The sequence below is a fragment of the Hanstruepera ponticola genome, assembly GCF_002940745.1.
Classification (GTDB): domain Bacteria; phylum Bacteroidota; class Bacteroidia; order Flavobacteriales; family Flavobacteriaceae; genus Hanstruepera; species Hanstruepera ponticola.
In genome coordinates this window covers 2,446,509-2,468,606 of the sequence record NZ_POTB01000001.1, presented here as the reverse complement: position 1 = coordinate 2,468,606, position 22,098 = coordinate 2,446,509, and the positions used below count along the sequence as shown (strand labels likewise).

19 protein-coding genes are annotated in these 22,098 nt (G+C 34.2%); 6 read left to right on the top strand and 13 right to left on the bottom strand.

Features of this window, described 5'->3' with window-relative positions; genetic code table 11:
- Window positions 1-57: 57 nt before the first annotated feature.
- Window positions 58-1,335 (top strand): replication-associated recombination protein A, encoded by a 1,278-nt coding sequence (locus C1S72_RS11200; protein ID WP_104735678.1) that lies wholly within the window; start codon window positions 58-60, stop codon window positions 1,333-1,335.
- On the opposite strand, the gene C1S72_RS11195 is transcribed toward C1S72_RS11200, so the two are convergent.
- From C1S72_RS11195 to radC, 4 genes are read right to left on the bottom strand one after another with little or no spacing between them, the layout of a single operon-like run.
- Window positions 1,332-2,078, bottom strand: coding sequence for a hypothetical protein (locus C1S72_RS11195; protein ID WP_104735677.1), 747 nt, complete (start codon window positions 2,076-2,078; stop codon window positions 1,332-1,334). The genes C1S72_RS11200 and C1S72_RS11195 overlap by 4 nt on opposite strands.
- A 37-nt stretch (window positions 2,079-2,115) precedes the next feature.
- The gene (locus tag C1S72_RS11190) at window positions 2,116-2,805 is read right to left on the bottom strand and encodes a YjjG family noncanonical pyrimidine nucleotidase (RefSeq protein ID WP_104735676.1); all 690 of its coding nucleotides are present in this window, start codon (window positions 2,803-2,805) and stop codon (window positions 2,116-2,118) included.
- Window positions 2,795-4,096, bottom strand: coding sequence for a polysaccharide deacetylase family protein (locus tag C1S72_RS11185; RefSeq protein WP_104735675.1), 1,302 nt, complete (start codon window positions 4,094-4,096; stop codon window positions 2,795-2,797). The genes C1S72_RS11190 and C1S72_RS11185 overlap by 11 nt, the downstream gene beginning before the upstream one ends.
- Window positions 4,097-4,795, bottom strand: coding sequence for a RadC family protein (gene radC, locus C1S72_RS11180; protein ID WP_104735674.1), 699 nt, complete (start codon window positions 4,793-4,795; stop codon window positions 4,097-4,099).
- Window positions 4,796-4,862: 67 nt separating this feature from the next.
- Here radC and C1S72_RS11175 point away from each other — a divergent pair, with 67 nt between their 5' ends.
- Window positions 4,863-5,312, top strand: a complete 450-nt coding sequence (locus C1S72_RS11175) for a DUF1569 domain-containing protein (RefSeq protein ID WP_104735673.1) — start codon at window positions 4,863-4,865, stop codon at window positions 5,310-5,312.
- Window positions 5,312-5,908: an FMN-binding negative transcriptional regulator gene (locus tag C1S72_RS11170; protein ID WP_104735672.1), complete on the top strand. Its 597-nt coding sequence runs from the start codon at window positions 5,312-5,314 to the stop codon at window positions 5,906-5,908. The genes C1S72_RS11175 and C1S72_RS11170 overlap by 1 nt, the downstream gene beginning before the upstream one ends.
- Before the next feature lie 2 nt (window positions 5,909-5,910).
- Here the strand turns inward: C1S72_RS11170 and C1S72_RS11165 are convergent, their stop codons facing one another.
- The 3 genes from C1S72_RS11165 to C1S72_RS11155 all read right to left on the bottom strand — a co-directional run bounded on the left by C1S72_RS11165 (window position 5,911) and on the right by C1S72_RS11155 (window position 8,955).
- Window positions 5,911-6,549, bottom strand: coding sequence for a hypothetical protein (locus C1S72_RS11165; RefSeq protein WP_104735671.1), 639 nt, complete (start codon window positions 6,547-6,549; stop codon window positions 5,911-5,913).
- A 22-nt stretch (window positions 6,550-6,571) separates the two neighbouring features.
- Window positions 6,572-7,924, bottom strand: coding sequence for a UDP-N-acetylmuramate--L-alanine ligase (locus C1S72_RS11160; RefSeq protein ID WP_104735670.1), 1,353 nt, complete (start codon window positions 7,922-7,924; stop codon window positions 6,572-6,574).
- Window positions 7,925-8,001: 77 nt separating this feature from the next.
- The gene (locus tag C1S72_RS11155) at window positions 8,002-8,955 is read right to left on the bottom strand and encodes a tetratricopeptide repeat protein (protein ID WP_104735669.1); all 954 of its coding nucleotides are present in this window, start codon (window positions 8,953-8,955) and stop codon (window positions 8,002-8,004) included.
- Between the two features lie 140 nt (window positions 8,956-9,095).
- On the opposite strand from C1S72_RS11155, the gene C1S72_RS11150 reads away from it, so the two are divergent.
- Window positions 9,096-15,500: an alpha-2-macroglobulin family protein gene (locus C1S72_RS11150; RefSeq protein WP_230401621.1), complete on the top strand. Its 6,405-nt coding sequence runs from the start codon at window positions 9,096-9,098 to the stop codon at window positions 15,498-15,500.
- Window positions 15,501-15,530: 30 nt separating this feature from the next.
- Here C1S72_RS11150 and C1S72_RS11145 read toward each other — a convergent pair whose 3' ends face one another.
- The 6 genes from C1S72_RS11145 to C1S72_RS11120 form a co-directional block, all read right to left on the bottom strand.
- Complete coding sequence (locus C1S72_RS11145; protein WP_104735668.1) at window positions 15,531-16,253, bottom strand: SDR family oxidoreductase; 723 nt, start codon at window positions 16,251-16,253, stop codon at window positions 15,531-15,533.
- Between the two features lie 3 nt (window positions 16,254-16,256).
- A complete protein-coding gene (locus C1S72_RS11140) occupies window positions 16,257-16,817 on the bottom strand; it encodes a DinB family protein (RefSeq protein ID WP_104735667.1) in 561 nt (186 codons plus the stop codon).
- Window positions 16,818-16,892: 75 nt separating this feature from the next.
- Window positions 16,893-17,399 (bottom strand): DUF4136 domain-containing protein, encoded by a 507-nt coding sequence (locus tag C1S72_RS11135; RefSeq protein ID WP_104735666.1) that lies wholly within the window; start codon window positions 17,397-17,399, stop codon window positions 16,893-16,895.
- A gap of 23 nt (window positions 17,400-17,422) precedes the next feature.
- Window positions 17,423-18,130 carry an ion transporter gene (locus tag C1S72_RS11130; protein WP_104735665.1) on the bottom strand — a complete coding sequence of 236 codons (708 nt, stop codon included), beginning with the start codon at window positions 18,128-18,130 and terminating at the stop codon, window positions 17,423-17,425.
- A gap of 12 nt (window positions 18,131-18,142) precedes the next feature.
- Window positions 18,143-19,141, bottom strand: coding sequence for a GTPase ObgE (obgE, locus tag C1S72_RS11125; RefSeq protein ID WP_104735664.1), 999 nt, complete (start codon window positions 19,139-19,141; stop codon window positions 18,143-18,145).
- 84 nt (window positions 19,142-19,225) lie between these two features.
- Window positions 19,226-20,335, bottom strand: coding sequence for an adenylate kinase (locus C1S72_RS11120; RefSeq protein ID WP_104735663.1), 1,110 nt, complete (start codon window positions 20,333-20,335; stop codon window positions 19,226-19,228).
- Window positions 20,336-20,461: 126 nt separating this feature from the next.
- On the opposite strand from C1S72_RS11120, the gene C1S72_RS11115 reads away from it, so the two are divergent.
- Both C1S72_RS11115 and purE read left to right on the top strand, forming a co-directional pair.
- A complete protein-coding gene (locus C1S72_RS11115) occupies window positions 20,462-21,616 on the top strand; it encodes a 5-(carboxyamino)imidazole ribonucleotide synthase (RefSeq protein WP_104735662.1) in 1,155 nt (384 codons plus the stop codon).
- Window positions 21,617-21,618: 2 nt separating this feature from the next.
- Window positions 21,619-22,098 carry a 5-(carboxyamino)imidazole ribonucleotide mutase gene (purE, locus tag C1S72_RS11110; protein ID WP_104735661.1) on the top strand — a complete coding sequence of 160 codons (480 nt, stop codon included), beginning with the start codon at window positions 21,619-21,621 and terminating at the stop codon, window positions 22,096-22,098.

The window sequence follows — 22,098 nt, the reverse complement described above, 5'->3', positions numbered from 1 at the left end:
TTCCTATTTTGAATAATGGCATACCTTTTTTAATTTTAATTAATGTAATTTTACTTCATGAATACACCATTAGCCGAACGATTAAGACCTCAAACACTTGATGATTACATTAGTCAAAGTCATTTAGTAGGTCCTGACGGAAGTCTCACTAAACATATTCAACAAGGTGTCATTCCTTCAATGATATTTTGGGGTCCTCCAGGAATTGGGAAAACGACTTTGGCTAATATTATTGCTAATCATTCTGAAAGACCATTTTATACATTGAGTGCTATAAATTCTGGTGTAAAAGACGTACGCGAAGTTATAGAAAAGGCCAAAAAATCTGGTGGACTTTTTACTACCAAAAATCCCATTCTGTTTATTGATGAAATACATCGCTTTAGTAAGTCACAACAAGACTCGCTTTTACAAGCTGTAGAGAAAGGTTGGGTGACACTAATTGGTGCTACGACGGAAAATCCAAGTTTTGAAGTTATTTCAGCTTTATTATCTCGCTGCCAAGTATATATTTTAAACGCCTTTAATAAAAATGATTTAGAAAGCCTTTTAAAGCGTGCAATTGAAAAAGATGAACTCATATCCCAAAAAAACATAAAACTCAAAGAAACAGATGTTTTATTAAGGCTTTCTGGTGGTGACGCTAGAAAATTGTTGAATATTTTTGAACTCGTTGTGAATTCTGAAACTAGTAACAAAATCACAATTACAAATGAGCTAGTTTTAAAGCACGTACAAAACAATACCGTTAGGTATGACAAAACTGGTGAACAACATTACGATATTATTTCAGCTCTAATTAAATCAATAAGAGGAAGTGATCCTAATGCTGCTGTTTACTATTTAGCCCGAATGATTGAAGGTGGAGAAGATGTTAAGTTTATTGCAAGACGTTTATTAATATTAGCAAGCGAAGATATTGGTAACGCTAATCCAACGGCTTTGGTCATTGCCAATAATACGTTTCAGGCAGTCTCAACCATAGGGAATCCTGAATCTCGAATTATTTTAAGTCAATGTGCTACATATTTGGCTTGTTCTCCCAAAAGCAATGCAGCCTATCAAGCTATAAACCAAGCGCAACAATTAGTTAAGGAGACAGGTGACTTAAGCGTACCAATGGAAATAAGAAATGCACCTACAAAATTAATGAAAGAATTAGGTTATGGTGATAACTACAAATATGCTCATAACTATGAGGGAAATTTTGCTGAATTGGAATTTCTTCCAGAGGAAATTAAAAACACAAAACTTTACAATCCTGGGAACAATTCACGTGAACAGGCACAACGTGAGTTTTTAAAAAAACGTTGGAAGGAAAAATATGGTTACTAAAACTTAATATTCAATGTTTGAACCTGTAATTCTTCTCCAACCGTTTCAGCGATAACCCAATTACCATCCAATTTATAAACTGTTGCTTGCTTACCTTTTACCATATAAAAATCTTTCTTACCAGAAAAAATCAATGTATAAACTACTTTAGGCGTACTATCTACTAATTGATAGCCATTGTCTATTGGTTGTGCATACAGTAGCTGGGAATCACCTTTTACTGCCGGAATATTTTGTTCTGTCTTATTGCTAACTGAAGTTGTAGGAACGACTGTTTTTGGTACTTCAGCCAATTTATCATTATTCTTGGCTGGTTTGTATTTATAGTTCAACGATTTAAATGACTCAAAAGCTTCTCTTAGTGCTAAATTATATGCTATTTTTAGTTTCTTTTCTCGTGAATCACCAATACTTGATATAAAAACTTTTTGCTTTCTACAATCAATTAATTCAACTTGTAATTTGGTTATAAAAATCGCTGATTTCTTAACCACATTAGCTTCTAATGCTAAACAACCATTATTTACTAAATCATTTGGCAACGGTTCGTTATCAAAAATTGCCACAAAACCATACTTTTCAAATAAAAATTTTGCTAAAGAATTAAGTTGATATTGATCAGGCTCCTTTAAAAAATCAAAAGTCTTTGGAACAATAACATACTTGTAGTTATTTATATCTTGACCAAATACCGTTACACTCAATAAAACAAGTGATAATATTAGAATACTTCTTTTTAACATGATTACAATTTAAATTATTACAAAGATACGTTTAGAATCACAAATATGTTTTTAATTCTAACAAATTTGAAATCTGTTTAATATCATTATCAAGCTCTGTGCCATGTACGTTGAAACAAATGGCATCAATTCCTAAATTAATAGCACCTAGAATATCTGCTTCCCAATTGTCACCAATCATGATACTATTTTCTGGTTTAACTTGTGCTAATGTCAAAGCATGTTTAAAAATTTTAGGATTTGGTTTTTTAACGCCAACCATTTCTGAATTTGTTACGGTTTTAAAATAGTTTTCAATGTTTGAATTTCTTAATTTATTATGTTGCACTTCATGAAAACCATTTGTTATAATGTGTAAGTTGTATTTAGACTTTAAATAGTCTAAAATTTCAAACGTCCCTTCAAATAGGTGATTGTTGTCAGATAAATGCGTTATATAATCAACCGAAAGCAGATTGATAAGTTCATCAGTTATTGGTACAGAAATTTCATCAAAAGTATTTTTAAGCCTTCCATATCGTAATGATGCTTTATCTATGCGTTCTTCTCTATACAATTTCCAATAATTAAGGTTTATGGGTTCATACACATGTAAAAAATCATTTAAACTAACATGTACTTCATGCTTTTTAAAAATTTTTTCAAATGTTAGTGCTGAATTTTTATCAAAATCCCATAGTGTATGATCTAAATCAAAAAAAACATCTGTAATCCCTTTAATCTTCATCAATTGATTCCAAAATAAAATTAAACAATTCTTTAAATCCCTTCCAACGTTCAATATCACTAAAAGTATAATTGTGAAAAACAGGAATAAATTGCCCATCAACGGCCTTTATTTCATTAATAATTCGGCCAATGGTTTCTTTTTTATCTAACTGTGAATTATGCTTCAAAAGGGTATAATCCAAAACATGATAAGCATTGATTTTTAAAGGTGTTTGTATTTCAAAATCCAGATCATAAAAGAAAAACGGTGTACAAGTTCCTGCCCTAAACCCAACATGATTGACATAACCCATTGTATAGTCTTCCATGATTTCTAAATCTACAAGATTTCTGTAGGATTTAGGTAGGTTCAATTTAGAAAATGATTGCCTAGAAGCTGATAAATTAGTATTTAGAATACCTTCCATTCTATTTTTTTCTTTTTTCAAAACCTGAATATCATCCAAAGCAAAAAAAGAAGCTTTAAGACCTACACTGCAATAATCAGCTACATGTTTTATCAAGGAAACATACTGTTTTTTTTGGGCATTTACACCCTTATCAAACGTTGAATAATCACCAATTAAAAAGAAAAAAATAAATTTAAACCTTGAGGTTTTCTGTCTGTTTAAAATATATCTAAACGTATCATCAGGATCATGCTTTAAACCAAAAAGCACCATGTACCTGTTATACAAGCTTCTAAATTTAAACGAAAAAAAATCTTTAACGGTTCCTCCCAAAGTTCTTAGCACACCCTTGTGCTTATAAAAATAAGGTGAGGGTACATCAATTATAGGTTTTATACTATACTTTTTGTCAGGGAAAATAAAGTTTGGAAAACGTTCTTCAAAAACCTCTTTAATTTTATAAGCCCAAATATCAATGACAGGTTGTTTTAGAAAATTATTTTTGAATGCTAAGCTTTCTTCAGCAGTAAACCTACCATATTCATCTTTTACATGTGGCAGGTATTCTTCATACCGACTTAAAAGATAAAATGTTGCGGAAAAAATATCAAAAGGAATCGAGCTTTTCTCATTAGTTAAAAAAAAGCATTTTGTATGATCCCAATCATAAACTTGAACATCAACATCAGATAGTCCTTGCTCATAAATAAGTTCATGGTTTCTAACAAAAATTTCATTGCTCAATGTCTGTTTGGTGTAAGACATTTTAAGGCTATCATGTGCAATAAAATCTTCAATAACTGTAGTAAATGAAACAGGAATGCCTAAAATTCGGGTAAATATATGCTTAAAAGCGTATTTTAATCTAGGTGAGATTTTGTGGGTATAAACTAAAATCATTTAAAGCATATTTTCATCGGCAAAGCTAAAGTACGCTTTTTCAGTTATGATAAGATGGTCCAAAACTTTAATATCTAAACTTTCTCCAGCATACTTCAATTTTTGAGTTATTTGTTTATCAGCCTCACTAGGTTTTAAAGTCCCTGACGGGTGATTATGTGCTAATATAATTCCAGTTGCCCCTAACTCTAAAGCCATTTTTAAAACGAGCCTAACATCTACTAAAGTTCCCGTAATACCACCTTTACTCAATTGTTGTTTTTGAATTACTTTATTAGAATTATTTAAGTAAATAATCCAAAATTCTTCATGTGGTAATTCACCTAAAACGGGTTGCATAAGTTCAAATACTGAAATACTGGAAGTAATCTTCATTTTATGAAGGGCCTCCTCACCTCTACGTCTTCTACCCAACTCCATAGCCGCAGCAATAGTAATAGCCTTTGCCTCACCAATACCCTTAAAATCCATAAGTTGTTTTAATGACAGTTTTCCCAACTCATTGAGGTTGTTGTTTACGCTACCCAAAATACGTTTGCATAAATCAACAGCACTTTCGTTACGATTTCCAGAGCCAATTAATATAGCTACTAGTTCAGCATCACTTAAAGCCGCTTTTCCTTTATCCCGAAGTTTCTCACGAGGCTGGTCATCTTGAGACCAGTTTTTTATTGAAAATGATGTGGGTTTTTCAGCCATTTAGTAAATATAAATATTGTAACTTTCAGAAGCAATTTTTAGATTACTTAACCTTATAAATTAAAAAATGAAATCGTTATTTTCTGATGATGCTGTTTCCGAAATAAGAACCAGAATAGAATTACTTCAAGAAACCCAAAACCCAAAATGGGGTAAAATGAATGTCTCTCAAATGCTGGCGCATTGTAAATTCCCACTACAAGTTGCCTTAGGTGAATTGGCTTTGGAAAAACCAAATGTGTTTAAACGTATCTTGTTTTCAATGTTTAAATCGTCATTATACAATGATAAACCTTGGAAACAAAACTTACCTACAACAAAGGAATTTGTGGTATCAAGTGACAAAAATTTCAATAAAGGAAGAACAGATTTATTAGAGGAAATTGAAAAATTTCATGCTAAAAAAGAACAAACCGAATGGCCACCTCATCCCATGTTTGGAGAATTCACGCAAGAGCAATGGGGACAAATGCAGTACAAACATTTAGACCATCATTTAAAACAATTTGGAGCCTAATGAAATATCCGCCACCTCATCATCAGGATAATAATCAAGAGCATCTCATTGAAGTGATTAAAACCTATCCGCTTGCAACAGTTATTTCTGTAAACAACAATGAACCCTTAATAACACATTTACCTTTGATTTATCGCGAATGTGATGGTAAATTAATTGGGCATATTGATATTTACAATCCGCAGACGCCATTACTTAAAGGCAACAATATAGTTACCATCATTTTCTCCGGACCACAATGTTATATATCACCATCTGTTTATACCACCTCCCAATTACCTACTTGGAATTACATAAAGGTACATTTAAAAGGCACAGTAAAGGCTATTGAAAGTAAAGAAGCATTAAAGCAATCTTTAATTACTATGACCGAGTTTTTAGAAGCACCAGACCACAAATATGTTTTGGATGCCAATAACCCAAGGATGGAAGCTAATTTAGATTATATTAAAATGTTTGAAATTACTATTACGGACTGGGAAGGTAAATTTAAACTCTCACAAGACAAGAAAACGGCTGATACCCAAAATGCTAAAGCAGAACTGATAAAAAGGAATCAAGATAGTATTAAGGCGTTTTTGGATAAAGTGTTTTGATTTTATCGAACTGAATACGAGTCTAATTTTTTAATTACAAATGGATTCTCTTCTACTAACCATGAGGTCGAATCATAAATTAAACCAATACCCTCCGCATAATATTCATGATCCAATGAAGGCATTAAATGTCCATCTGGTGTTCTACCATAACGATGTCTATCATAACAAACAAATTCCCCAGCTTGAACTGTAACATTGGCCATCTCCTCCACAAGTCTTTCGTATAAAGCACCCCAATTTCCTTGATTTATTATTTTTTCTGTAAAGTCATCATTGTCAAAAATTACTTCATTATTTTCATTCAATAAAGCTCCTTCCGATTCTCTTAAATATTCATACTTTACCCCATTTAAGTTTCCATAGGCACTACCTATACTGTTACCTGATGTAATAGTTTCTATTACAAAGTAATCATTATCAAAAATGTTCTCTATTCCAATTACTGAAACTGAATCAATAATTCCTGAATCATAATATTGATTGTCAGAAAAACTAAATCTATCTGTTTTATAAACCCAAGAATTTCCAATTTTTAATCCGTAAAAACTTGAAGCTTCAGGAATTCTGTTTCCAATTTTGTCATCACTTGAACTACATGAAAATAGTATAACAAGGAAAATGAATAAGATATTCTTCATATTAAAGGTTTTAGTAAATATATTAAAACAATTTTTTTACCTCATCAAAATCCAAGCCACCATAATTACCGGAACTCATAAGCAGCAGAGCTTTATTTTTAAAATCTTGCGAGAATAAATAGTTTTTAAAATCGTCTGGATTGGTATAAATAATCAGGTCGTCACGTTCAAAAGCTGTGGCAATTTGCTCGTGGGTGACTTCCTCCAGTTTTTTAATTTCTACAGCATGTGGCGAATAAAATACCACAGCCACATCTGCTGCATCTAATGCGCCTTTATATTCTTTTAAAAACTCGGCATTCAAACTACTGTAAGTATGCAATTCCAAGCAGGCTACCAAGGTTCTATCTGGGTATTGTTCTTTTAGGGCTTTGGTTGTTGCGGCTACCTTACTCGGCGAATGTGCAAAGTCTTTATAAGCAATACTGGTTTTACCTTCAGCTATTTTTTCCAAACGTTTGCTAGCTCCTCTAAATGTAGCTATAGCCTCATAAAAGTCATCCTCGTCAATACCCATGTGCTGGCAAATCCATTTAGCACCAGCCAAATTGTTTAGATTATGCTCACCAAAAACTTCAATGGGTATAGGTCCTTCAGGAGTTTCTAATAATGTTTCGCCATTTTCAACGGTGTATTCTGGTGTGTGATATGGTAACTTTCTAATGGTATTTTCAGAAGCTTTTACTACTCGTGCTACTTCCTTATCTTCAGCATTGTAAGTAATACTTCCCCCTTTAACAATACTATCCACAAAAATGCTAAACTGCTCTACATAATTCTCATAAGTTGGAAACACATTGATATGATCCCAGGCAATTCCACTTAACAACGCAATATTGGGTTTATACAAATGAAATTTTGGTCGTCTATCAATAGGTGAGCTTAAATACTCATCGCCTTCCAGAACAATAAAATCATTCTGTTCAGTAAGTTTCACCATCACATCAAAGCCTTCTAATTGGGCACCTACCATATAATCCACATCACGATCATGATAGTGCATGACGTGTAAAATCATGGAAGTTATTGTCGTTTTTCCATGGCTACCACCTATAACCACACGGGTTTTGTCTTTTGATTGCTCGTACAAAAATTCAGGATAGCTATAAATTTTCAAACCTAACTCTTGAGCCTTCAACAACTCCGGATTATCGGCTTTAGCATGCATACCCAAAACAATAGCGTCTAGCTTATCATTAATTTTTTCTGGGTACCATCCAAATTGTTTGGGTAATAATCCTTTGGCTTCCAATCTAGATTTAGAGGGATCAAAAATAGTATCGTCACTTCCTGTAACTTGATATCCTTTGTTATGCAGTGCTATGGCTAAATTGTGCATGGCAGCACCTCCAATAGCTATAAAATGTACGTTCATAGAATGATTTTGTAGAATTCAAATATAAGAATTGCTGTTGGAAGTGAGAAGTGGGTAGCACGAAGTTTTTCTGCTAATTACAGTTTTAAAATTTGGCTTTTCTCTTCGCCAAAAACTTTAACTTTTGGAAGCTCCCTAATAGCCCGTTCAATGTGATTAAGTGCCAAGTCCTTTTTATTTTGAATCCTATATATTTGTGCTAAACGGTAATGGGCCCAAGCTTTGGGCACACCGTCTTCAGGGGAATAATTTTCCAGATAAATTTGTAAACACGCTTCTCCTTTTTCCAATTGTATGTTATATTCTGCAGCTACTTTACCAATTTGATAATGTAAAGCGTTTCGATTATGTTTTTTTTGGGATACTTCTATATTTTGAATAGCATAATCAGGTCGTTGTTGTTTTTCATAAAAAGCTGTTAACTTTTCATAACAATTTAGTGAGCCACCTGTTTTAATGGCCATTTTATAATATTTTTCAGCCAGTTCTGGCTCATCATCATATTCATAAATATAACCTTTAGCCAAATAGCCATCAACTTTTGAAATAGATTCTAACTCATTGGCATACTGCAACGATTTAGAAACACTTCCTCCAATAATTCCTGGTAATTGGACGTAATATTCAACCAAAGCCCAACGTGCATTAATATGATTTTTATCCAATGCTATGGCTTTCAAAAAAGCCTCTTCAACATCATCAATCATAAACAAGGCTGTCACTTTATTGACTTCCAGTGCCTTCATACCCATTGCACCTCCATATTTGTATTGATATTCAGCTACACGCGGATTTAAATCTACCAGTTTTTTATATTGCTCAACAGCTTTGTCCCATTTTTCTTGATAGGCATAAGCATCACCTAACAACTCAATACTTTTTGGATCATTTGGATTATCTAAAACGTAATTTTCAATAACAACTTCAGCTTGTTCATACTTTTTTTTATCCAATAGAAATTCTGTTTCCTGAACTACATTTTGTGAATGCAATGCAAAAGGAATTAATAAAAGCAAACAAAACTTTTTCATAACATAAGTGTCGATTTTACAAAGATAACCTTTCTCATTCACTCTAAAAATAACTAACTTCACTCATCAAAAACCAACAATACCGCATTGGTGTTTTTTTGGAACAACTTTTGAATGTACCCTTGTACAAAACAATAACTATGAAACAGCTTACTTTTTTTATAATGATAGTATTGGCTATTAATATATTACATGCCCAAAATTCTGATTATGACAAACTTTGGAATAATGTTGATCAATTAGAATCCGAAGGCTTGCCCAAATCGGCTCTTGAAATAGTACAGCAAATATCTGAGTTAGCCAAAGAGGAACAAAACGAACCACAATACATCAAAGCATTACTATTTAAAAGCAAGTATGCCTTAATCTTGGAAGAAGATGCGCAGTTAACCATTATAAATGACTTTAAAGCCGAAATAAAAAACAGTCAAGCACCTACAAGAAACGTTTTGGAAAACATGCTGGCAACCATGTATTGGCAATATTTTCAACAGAATAGATGGAAATTCTATAATCGAACCAATACTTCTGAAAAAGTAGATAAAACCGATTTTAGAACCTGGGATTTAGAAACGCTTTTTGCTGAAATCCAACTACATTATCAAAATTCATTACAAAACGGACTCATCCTACAACAAACCAAGCTTGAAGATTATGCCGTTATAATTAACGAACAAAAAAATTCAAAACTATTTCGTCCAACCTTATATGATTTACTCGCTCATAACGCTTTAGAATTTTATAAAACCGATGAAAATAGTATCACTAAACCTGCATATAAATTTGAAATAAACGATCCTGATTATTTGAGCGATGCATCAGCTTTTTCACGATTGAAGTTGTCTTCAAAAGATTCTACTTCTTTACAATTACACGCTTTAAAAATCTATCAAGATCTTATTCAATTTCATTTAAAAGACGCATCACCAGAAGCATTAGCTGATGTGGATATCAATCGACTGCAATTTGTAATACAACATGCTACGTTTAGTAATAAGGAAGACGTGTTATTACAAACCCTTAAAGCATCACGTAATTTTTACGGTTCGCAACCTGTATCAGGTTTGTACAGCTTTGAAATTGCCCAATTATGGTATCAACAAGGTAGTCAATATCAACCTAAAACCGACGAAACCCATCAATGGAAAATAAAGGAATCGTTTGACCTTTGTCAATCGGTAATTTCGGCATTTCCAAAAAGTATTGGTGCTGAAAAATGCGTGGCACTCAAACAACGGATTCTGCAACCTAGCTTGCAATTACAAATAGAAAACTACATACCTATACAACAGGAGTCTCGTCTGTTGGTTCGCTATAAAAACATTAATGCTTTAGATTTCAAAGCTTATAAGCTCACCAATAAACAGTTTGAAATCTTTAACAAAACCTACCGAACAGAAGATCAAATTCAGTTTTTTAGAACGTTAAATCTAACCCAATCATGGGATGCCAATTTGCGCGATGTCAAAGACTATCAGCAACACAGCACAGAAGTACTTGTTCCGCTATTGGCGAACGGACGTTACCTCATTGTTGCTAAAGTTCACAATAGTGATATTTTTGCGGCACAAACCATTCAGGTGACTAATATGGCTTTGGTTGATAAAACTGAAAACCACAAACAAAGCTATCAATTCATTGACCGAAATAATGGTAATCCTATTGAGGATGTCACTGTGAGTATTTCTTATAAAAAAAATTACAACGGAGGCACTAAACATAAGACCTTAACCAGCAATACAAAAGGAACCATAGAAATTGAGAAATCAGGCGAGCGCTGGACGCAGGTAAAAATTGAAGCAAAAACGCCTAATGACAAGGCTTATTTTGGTGATTTTTACATAAACAATTACCAAAAACACAAACCTGACCCTGTTAGTTACAAGGGGTTTTTATTTACAGACAGAAGTATATACAGACCTGGGCAAACGGTTTATTTTAAAGGAATAGCTATCAAAACTGATAACGGTAAATCGGAAGTTTTAGCAAATGAAAACACCTATGTGATATTATATGATGTGAACAATCAGGAGGTCAGTCGTTTAGATTTACAAACCAATGCTTTTGGTTCGGTTTCTGGCGAATTCATTCTACCAAGTAGTGGTTTAACAGGACAATTTAGGATAAAGCTGTTAGGTAAAATTCATACATTGTCCAATGCCCAAACCATTATTTCAGTTGAAGAATATAAACGTCCCAAGTTCGAGACCTCCTTAAAACCTATTACCGAAACCTTTAAAATTAATGATTCCGTTACAGTAAATGGAAATGCCCAAGCCTATGCTGGCAGTAATATTACCAATGCTAAAGTGGTGTATCGTGTTCAACGTAAAGTGCGTTATCCCAGCTGGTATTATTGGTATCGTCCAGCTTTTGGTAGTGAACCACAGGAAATCACGCATGGCGAAACCATAACCAATGACAAAGGGGAATTTGAGATAATCTTTAAAGCGATTCCTGATTTGAGTGTTGACAAAGACTCACAACCTATTTTCAATTATGAAGTCACTGCTGATGTCACTGATATTAATGGCGAAACCCGAAGTGCCACATCCATTGTAAATGTGGGTTATCATGCTATGACGGCATCCATTTCGGTTGATAATCTTTTGGATAAAACCAGTAGGGAACACAAACTGGAAATCATGACCCAAAATCTGAACGGTGAAATTGTGCCTGCCAAAGGAACCATCAAAATTTATAAGTTAAAAGCACCTGACTATGTGTTGCGAACAAGACCTTGGCAAGCACCAGACTACCCTATGCTTCCGGAAGCTGAATTTAAATCTAAATTTCCGCATGATGCCTATCAAGACGAACACAACCCAAATAATTGGGAAAAAGGTAAACTGGTTTTTGAGAAACGTTTTGATACGGAAACAGCTAAAACCATAGCGTTAGGCAACATCAAAAAATGGCAATCTGGTCAATATGTGATTATTTTGGAAAGTCAAGATGCTTTTGGACAACATGTAAAAGCTGAAGCCAAAACATCGCTATATAGCGACCAAGATAAAACCCTTGCTGACAAGCAACTATTCAGTATCACCACCAATAAACCAAGTTATCAGGCTAATGAAACGGTATTGCTTACTATAGGTTCTGTAGCACAAAATGTAACCGTAACGCTAGATGTAGAAAAAGACAATGAAACCATAAACACTTATGTGTTTGAGCTTAACAACAGCAAAAAGACCATTGAAATTCCAGTTACCAAGGACGATTTAGGCGGTTTTGCTGTGCATTACAGCTTTGCATTTGCCAATGGTTTTCAATCAGGTATGGAATACATTAATGTGCCTTACCCAAAAACCGATTTAGAGATTGAAACCACCACATTCAGAGATAAATTACAACCAGGACAAGATGAAACCTGGAGTTTTAAAATAAAAGGTACTAAAGGCGAGCAAGTTTCCGCCGAACTTTTGGCGAGTATGTATGATGCGTCTTTAGACCAGTTTAAATTGCATGATTGGAGCTTTAATCCTATATACAACCAACAATATAACAGTAGTAATAGTAGAAATGCAGGCTATAGTTTTGGAACTAGGAACTTTAAAGTACAAAACTTTAGATTATTAATTAGTTATCCTCACCAAGCCTACGACCAATTAAACTGGTTTGGGTTTGACTTCTCAAACAATTGGGCTGGACCTCAATATTGGGAGAAACAAAGGTACCTACAACAACATAACATTAAAGAAAAAATTGAAAAATTTGATAAGTCTAAAATTAAAGATGGCTATTTCGCAGGCTTTGTAAGTGATGAGAATGGACTACCTCTTCCTGGAGTCAATGTAATAATCAAAGGTAATACTGAAGGTACTCAAACAAACTTTGATGGTTATTTTTCCATTAAAGCAGATAAAGATGATATATTAGTTTTAAGTTTTGTTGGTTACTTGACTTCCAATTTCAAAATATCAAAAACAAATTTTTTAAGCTTTCAATTAGAACCAGACCCTGATTTAGATGAAGTCGTCATTACTGCTTTAGGAATAAAACGAGAAAGTGTTGAAATTGGTTATCAAACTGAAAAAGACAGTGTTAGTTTTGAACATCAAGGTCGTTTTACAACTGCTGATGATTTAGAAAATCCAGAATATTATTTTACAGCCAATAAAATTAAAATTGTACCAAGTGATTCAATAGTTACTGGCTCAAGTAATATGCTAATAGCAGATGTACCAAAAACAAGTTTTGATGACATCGTCATCCGCAAAAACCTACAAGAAACAGCCTTTTTCTTTCCCCAATTAAAAACCGATGCAGAAGGCAACGTGAGTTTTAGCTTTACCACGCCAGAAGCCTTAACCCAATGGAAATTGCAATTACTGGCGCATACTAAAACTTTGGAAAGTGCGGTAACTAGTTTAGAAACCGTTACCCAAAAGGAATTAATGGTCCTTCCAAACACACCACGATTTTTACGTCATGATGACAAAATTGTTATCAGTACCAAAATTGCAAACCTTTCGGATAGAGATCTTTCTGGTCAAGCACAGCTGCAATTATTTAATGCTGTTTCAGGAGAAGAAATTACAAATGAACTTATCAGTTCAAAAGTAATCGAGAACTTTTCAGTTGAAAAAGCCGGTAACACTGAAGTGTCATGGAACCTATCTATTCCAGATACGGTAAATGCTGTGCAATATAAAGTGGTTGCTAAAGCTGGTGACTTTAGTGATGGTGAACAAAATGCTTTACCTGTATTGTCTAATAGAATGCTGGTTACTGAAACCTTACCCATGTGGATAAAGAGTAACGAAACGCGAACATTTACATTAGATAAACTAAAAACAAATACCTCAACAACACTCAAGCACCATAAACTGACGTTGGAAATGACATCTAATCCGGCTTGGTATGCTGTTCAGGCGTTGCCTTACCTTATGGAGTATCCTTATGACTGTAATGAGCAAACTTTTAGTCGTTATTATGCCAATGCATTGGCAAGTCATATTGCCAACAGCAATCCGCGTATTCAAGAGGTATTTAACCAGTGGCGAAATACCGATGCGCTATTGTCTAATTTAGAAAAGAACGAAGACTTAAAAAACATCCTTATTCAAGAAACACCTTGGCTGCGTGATGCCCAAAGTGAAACCGAACAAAAAAAGCGCATTGCTTTGTTGTTTGACCTCAACAAAATGAACAACGAATTACAAAATGCCTTAAGAAAACTGGAACAAAACCAAATGAGCAATGGCGCTTGGCCTTGGTTTCATGGTGGCCAACCAAACCGATTTATCACACAGCATATCATCACTGGTTTTGGTCACTTAAAGCACTTAAATGTCATTCAGAATGATAGTGAAGAATCTATGATAACTAAAGCCATACACTATCTCGATTCAGAATTTATTGAAGAATATAAAGACCTTACCAAATACAATAAGGACGTTGATTTAAGTAAAGATCATTTAAGCCATACGCAATTGCATTATTTATACATGCGAAGCTTTTTTCCAGAGGTTAAGCAATCTAAAAAGGTTCAAGAGGTTTCGGCTTACTACTTATCGCAAATTCAAAAGTATTGGTTAAGTCGTTCACTATATTCCAAAGGTCTAATGGCATTGATTACTCACAGGATGAGTGATAATGCAACGGCCAGTAAAATATTAAAATCACTTAAAGAAAATAGTATTACCAATGAGGAATTGGGTATGTACTGGAAAGAGAATACCGCTTCATGGTATTGGTATCAAGCACCCATTGAAACCCAAGCCTTACTGATTGAAGCCTTTTCTGAAATAGAAAACGATGTTAAGACTATTGACAACCTTAAAATTTGGTTATTAAAAAATAAACAAACTAATAAATGGGAAACAACCAAGGCCACTACCGAAGCCGTTTATGCCTTGTTGCTACAAGGTAGTGATTGGTTAAGTGTTACGGAAGCCGTTGATGTATTGGTTGGTGGTGAAAAACTTGAACCGTCTAAATTGGAAAATGTTAAAGTAGAAGCTGGAACAGGCTATTACAAAACGTCATGGAATACTCAAGAAATCCAGCCTAAAATGGCAGAGGTGACCTTAACCAAAAAAGGCAATGGAATTGCTTGGGGCGGATTGTATTGGCAGTACTTTGAAGATTTGGACAATATTACTTCAGCCGAAACACCTTTGAAACTGAAGAAAAAACTGTTTAAAAAAATCAACACTGATACAGGTGAAGAAATCACTGAAATCACCAATGACACTGATTTAAAAATAGGTGATTTGGTACGTGTACGCATTGAATTACGTAGTGATCGTGATATGGAATTTATTCATATGAAAGATATGCGAGCTTCAAGTTTAGAACCGGTTAATGTACTTTCTCAATACAAATGGCAAGATGGATTGGGTTACTATGAAAGCACCAAAGATGCCAGCACTAATTTCTTCTTTGACTATTTACCAAAAGGTGTTTACGTATTTGAATATGACTTACGCGCAAATAATGCTGGAAATATGAGTAATGGCATTACGACCATTCAAAGTATGTATGCTCCAGAATTTAGCAGCCATAGTGAAGGTGTTAGAATATCGGTTATCAATTAAAAAAAAGGCTTCAAAATTTGAAGCCTTTTTTTATTTACTTGTCGGTGTTGTTGGACGCACTTCAATTTTACTTGGTAGTGTTCGTGGATGCATTTTTAATAAATCAACAACCAATTCGCCAATATCTTCACTCTGTATTTTCCAAGCATCACTATCGCTTGGCTCATTACCATTAAAATGTGTAGACACAGAACCAGGCATAATGGTACTCACTTTAATACCGTATTTCCTTAAATCTAGCATTACTGCTTGCGTAAATCCGGTAACTCCGAACTTACTCGCATTGTAAGCAGACCCATTTGCAAAGAAGTTTGTTCCTGCCAAACTTGAAATAGTGATATAATAACCTTTAGAAGCTTTTAGAGCATCTACACTCGCTTTTATAGTATAAAAAGCACCTGTTAAATTGGTGTCTATGGTTTCTTGCCATTGTTCACTAGTTAAGTCTTCAATGCTAGCAAAATGCCCTATGCCAGCATTGGCAACCACAACATCTAAAGATCCAAAACTTTCTAAAACTTGGTTCACTGCACCTTTTTGACTTTCTAAATTGCGAACATCTGCCTGCAAACCAATCGCTTTTGCATCAGTATTCTTTTTTGCGTTTAATAAGCTTGCAGCTTCACTTGCAGCCGAACCACTTCTACTTGTAATAGCAACATGTATACCTTGGTTAAGCATACTTTGAGCGACACCAAATCCAATACCCTTACTTCCTCCTGTTACTAATGCTACTTTATTTTTTAAATTCATTATCTATTTATTTGGTAATCGTTTTTTGAGTAATAAAATTTGTCCCAAATGACTAGATTGATGTTCCATAACGTGGTACCAAGCCCAATGGTAATTCATATTTCCTGCAGCATTCAATTCAGCCAACCAAGCATCGTCTTTTTGTTTCATTAGTTCCATAGTTTTTTCTCGAACTTTGGTGTAAGCATCTAAATAATATTGAACATCATGGCCTTGATATTTGTCACGCGCTTCATCACCTAAACTCATGGCTGTTCCCCATTGTTCTTCCTCTTCTTTATTGAATTCCCGACCTTCAAAGGTATAAACTTGATAAAATTTTTCAGTAGCTGCCAAGTGCATAATTAGAGAACCTATTCTATTCGATTTGTCATCCATCAAATAATCCAATTCTTCTACTGACAAATTACCTACAGTACGCTCCACACGATTTTTCATGTCATTAAGCATAGACACTAGAGTTCCAACTTGAGGTGCATAACCGTCCAAAGGACCAACAGTATTTTGAGCTTTTACTGAAACAGAAATTAAAAGTGTGAGTAAAATTTTTACAAGTGTTTTCATTTTATTATTGTTTTGAATTAAATTATTTAAGTACAGCAGAAACAAATTTGTTAATGCGATTCAATATTTATAATACTATTTTTTGGGAGGAAATCCGTCCAAAACTTTCATTACAACAGCTCTAAATTGAGCTTCTCGTGCATCAGGTGTATTTTCAGGTAAATTGGGTTCAGAACTGATGGCTTGCCAAATAAGTTGTTGGGTTTTACCATCAACAAAATCAAAAATAATTTGTCTGCTCATATTGCCTTCACCAACTGGCATACCAACTGATACACCTCCACCTCCAGTACCAACTCCAAAACCAACTGTTGAACTTTGAGCAGATTGATAGGTTTCACTTTTAATATCAATTATGAAATCAGGTGTTTCAGATAATGTAAACCCTTTGGCTGACAAGGCATTGTCTAAAACGCCAAAAAAACGTTTGGAATCTAGTTCACTTAATCCTGTTTTCATGTCATCAAAATAATGATACGTTTTATACTGACTAAAATCAGTGCCTTTTTCATAATCATAGTTTACTGTAACACCACATGAAAAAAGAACTATGCAGAAAATGAGTGTGAAAAATCTTTTCATTTTTCTTTTAAAGATAATAAAAATTAAGCGTCTTTCTTATCAACCGATTTAGTTAGTGCCGAAGAAATAATTCCAGTTGGTATAGCAACAATTCCCAATCCTATGAGTAGAATAAAAAACGTAAAGACTTTTCCGCCCACAGTTATTGGATACACATCACCATAGCCAACAGTAGTAAGGGTTACAATAGCCCACCAAAGACTATCAAAAATTGATGAAAAGTGTTCTGGTTGCGCTTCGTTTTCAAAATAATAAATGCCAACCGAGGAGAAATAAATTAAAATAAGCGTAATAAATAGAAATAATAATATCTCCTCTTTTGCCGATTTTATGGCTGTTGTAAACTGAATCATGGCACGATTATATCTAACGAGCTTCAATATTCTGAAAAGCCTCAAAAACCGTAAGGCCCTTAATGAGCGTAGATCAACACCAAAGGATAAATAAAATGGTAGAATGGCCAGAAAGTCTATTATTCCAAAAAAACTAAATATAAACTTCGGTTTACTATCTGCTACATAAATTCTTAACAGATACTCAATAGTGAAAACTACAACACAAAATACTTCAATACCATATAAAACGGTTTTGGTTTCGGGCATTAAATTGGGAATAGTTTCAATTGAAAACGTAATGATTGATAATAAAATCAAACATTGAATGAAAATAGCAAATACTTTACTGGCTCTATTATCGTTGAACTCAACAATATTTTTAATATACTGCCTCACACTGAAAATAGTTTATAATTGTAACATGGCCCACAGTTTATCTTTTAATTCCTGAAGACCTTTTTGAGCAACGGAAGATATAAATAAATAATCTATTGGTAAATTGTTATCCAGTTCTTCCTTCAATTCAGCCTTCAATTCTTCATCGAGCATATCACTTTTTGAAATAGCTATTAATCGTTCCTTATCAAGCATTTCAGGATTATAGCGTTTCAATTCATCTAAAAGTATGTCGTATTGCTTTTTAATATCATCGGCATCTGCTGGAACCAAAAACAATAAGACCGAATTACGTTCAATATGTCTCAAAAAATAATGTCCTAAACCACGTCCTTCAGCAGCGCCTTCAATAATTCCAGGAATATCCGCCATTACAAATGTTTGATGATCCCGATATTCAACAATACCTAAATTAGGCTTAAGGGTTGTAAATTCATAATCTGCTATTTTTGGTTTAGCCGAAGTGATAACTGATAATAATGTTGATTTCCCAGCATTTGGAAAACCAACAAGTCCAACGTCTGCTAACACTTTTAACTCTAGGATTATTTCACATTCTTGCCCTGGAATTCCTGGTTGGGCATAGCGTGGAGTTTGATTAGTAGAACTTTTAAAATGCCAGTTACCACGACCTCCCATACCGCCTTCTGCAATAATTTTTTCCTCACCATGATCTGTGATTTCAAATAAAATGTCATTGGTTTCCTTATCGCGAACAACAGTTCCTAACGGCACGTCCATATAAACATCTTCTCCATCAGCACCAGTGCTACGTTGTTTACTACCATGCTCACCATGACCAGCTTTAAAATGACGTTTAAATTTATAAGTGTAAAGTGTCCAAAGATTCTCGTTACCTCTTATAATTACATGACCTCCACGACCACCATCACCTCCATCAGGACCGCCTTTTTCAATATATTTTTCACGATGTAAATGCGCTGAACCTTTGCCTCCATTTCCGGAGGCTACATAAAGCTTTACATAATCAACAAAGTTTCCTTCAGTCATGTTTAACTTCCCTCGAACGAGGGATTTTTTTGAATTAATTCTTAAAAAAGGTTTATGAGATTCCTGCCTTCGCAGGAATGACAACTATAATTTATCAATTACGTCACTCAAACGTTCAGTAATATCTTCAATACTGCCAACACCATCTACACCAAAATATTTATTTTGTTCAGCATAATAGTCCTTCAAAATGGCTGTTTTTTTATAGTATTCTGTAATTCGGTTTCTTATAATGGATTCATCAGCATCATCGGCACGACCACTACTCTTTCCACGTTCTAAAAGGCGTTCAACCAAAATTTCATCATCAACCTCAAGAGCAATCATGGCATTAATTTGCGAATCCTTGCTATCCATGAGTTTATCTAAAGCTTCTGCTTGAGCATTGGTTCTTGGGAATCCATCAAAAATAAAACCTTTGGCATCCGCATTTTTTTCTACTTCAGCATTTAACATATCAATAGTTACTTGATCAGGAACTAATTCGCCTTTATCCATAAACGATTTTGCCAACATTCCTAAAGCCGTTTCATTCTTTATGTTAAATCGAAACACATCTCCTGTTGAAATGTGTACCAAATTATACTTCTCTTTTAAAAAATTGGCTTGCGTTCCTTTTCCAGCTCCTGGAGGGCCAAATAGTACGATATTTGTCATGTGCTGTGTTGTTTTTTGTTGATATATTTCAGGCAAATCCCTACCCAAACCATCATAGTCAAGTCCGTAACCAACTATAAACTTATTAGGAATTTCAATACCTACATAATGTAATTTAAAGTCTTTCTTGTATGCTTCCGGTTTGTAAAACAATGTTGCAATAAGCAATTGCTTAACATTTTCATTTTTAAAAATACGATGCACTTCATTCAAAGTATTACCAGAATCAATGATGTCTTCTAAAATAACAACTGTTCTACCAGTTAAATCTTGGGTTAATCCAATTAAGCGTTGAATATCTTCACTTGATTTAACGCCTTCGTAAGATGCTAACTTTATAAATGTAACCTCACATGGCTTTGGATATTTCTTTACAAAGTCACTCACAAACATAAACGACCCATTCAAAATTCCAATAAACACTGGAACTTTATCAGCCAAATCATTTGCAATGGTGTTAACCATTCTAGAAACAGCATCTTGAATGTCCTGTTCAGAGATAAAAGGCTTGAAGTATAAATCGTGGAGTTTAATCACTTACTAATTATTTTAGAAACGCAAAGATAATCATTTGATTAACGTTTTACGAATTCTCATTTAGATTGTTTGGCATTTAGTTTTTTCAGAGGATTTTGATTTGTACTTTTGTGCAAAATCAAGATAATGAATTTTTTCTCTTCTGAATTTAAGCTTGGCATTCTAGGTGGCGGTCAACTAGGAAAAATGATGCTTACCGAAACCCGTAAGTTCGATATTTTTACCAAAGTTTTGGATCCAAGTCCAGAGGCTCCTTGTAAGATAGCTTCAAATGATTTTCATGTTGGTGATTTAATGGATTATGACACCGTTGTTACGTTTGGAAAAGATGTTGACATCTTAACTTTTGAAATTGAAAACGTCAATACAGATGCACTTGAAACTCTTGAAAAGCAGGGCATAAAAGTTTATCCGAGTTCTAAAACACTACGCACCATTCAAAATAAAGCGACGCAAAAATTATTTTACCGTGATCATGACATTCCAACTGCAGAATTCACGCGTTTTGCATATACGTCAGAAATTGAAGATGCAGTTAGCAATGGTGGTTTAGAGTTTCCTTTTGTATGGAAGAGTGCTCAATTTGGATACGATGGTAATGGCGTTAAAGTGGTGCGCTCTCTAAAAGATTTGGACAATCTACCAAATGTGGAATGTATTGCTGAAGACATGATTCCTTTTAAAAATGAGTTATCTGTAATTGTAGCTAGAAATGTAGATGGTGATGTAAAAACGTACCCAGTTGTAGAAATGGAGTTTCATCCAGAGGCTAATCAAGTAGAGTATGTTATTTGTCCAGCGCGAATTGAGAAGCCTGTTGCTGAAAAAGCACAACAAGTAGCTTTACAAGTTTCTGAAGCTTTTAATCATGTTGGATTACTAGCTGTTGAAATGTTCCAAACACAAAACAATGATATTCTAGTTAACGAAGTAGCTCCAAGACCACATAATTCTGGCCATCAATCTATTGAGGCTAGTTACACCTCACAATTTGAACAGCATATTAGAGCCATCCTTAATTTACCGTTAGGAAAAACCAACAGTAAAGTTGGTGGTATCATGGTTAATTTAGTTGGTGCTGAAGGATATACTGGTAATGTAAAATATGAAAACATTGAAGCCATTATGAAAATGAATGGTGTTACACCGCATATTTATGGCAAAAAACAAACACGACCATTCAGAAAAATGGGACATGTTACGATAGTGCATGAAAATATTGATGAAGCTAGACAAATTGCCGAACATGTTAAAAATACTATTAAAGTTATAAGCGAATAATTATGAGTAAAGTTGGAGTTATTATGGGAAGTAAAAGCGATTTGCCTATTATGCAAGACGCTATAAACATCTTAAAAGAATTGAATATTGAAGTAGAAGTCGATATTGTTTCGGCACATAGAACACCTGAAAAATTATTCGATTATGGTAAACATGCACACACAAGAGGTTTTTCAGTCATTATCGCTGGAGCTGGTGGTGCAGCACATTTGCCTGGAATGATTGCTTCGTTGTCTCCGCTCCCAGTAATTGGTGTTCCCGTAAAAAGTAGCAATTCCATTGATGGTTGGGATTCTGTATTATCAATTTTACAAATGCCTGGAGGCGTCCCAGTGGCAACTGTTGCTCTTAATGGCGCTAAAAATGCAGGTATTTTAGCCGCTCAAATAATTGGAAGTTCTGATCAGGCTGTCTTGAATAAAATCATTGAATATAAGGAAGGTTTAAAGGCTAAAGTCATAGAATCTTCAAAAGATTTATAA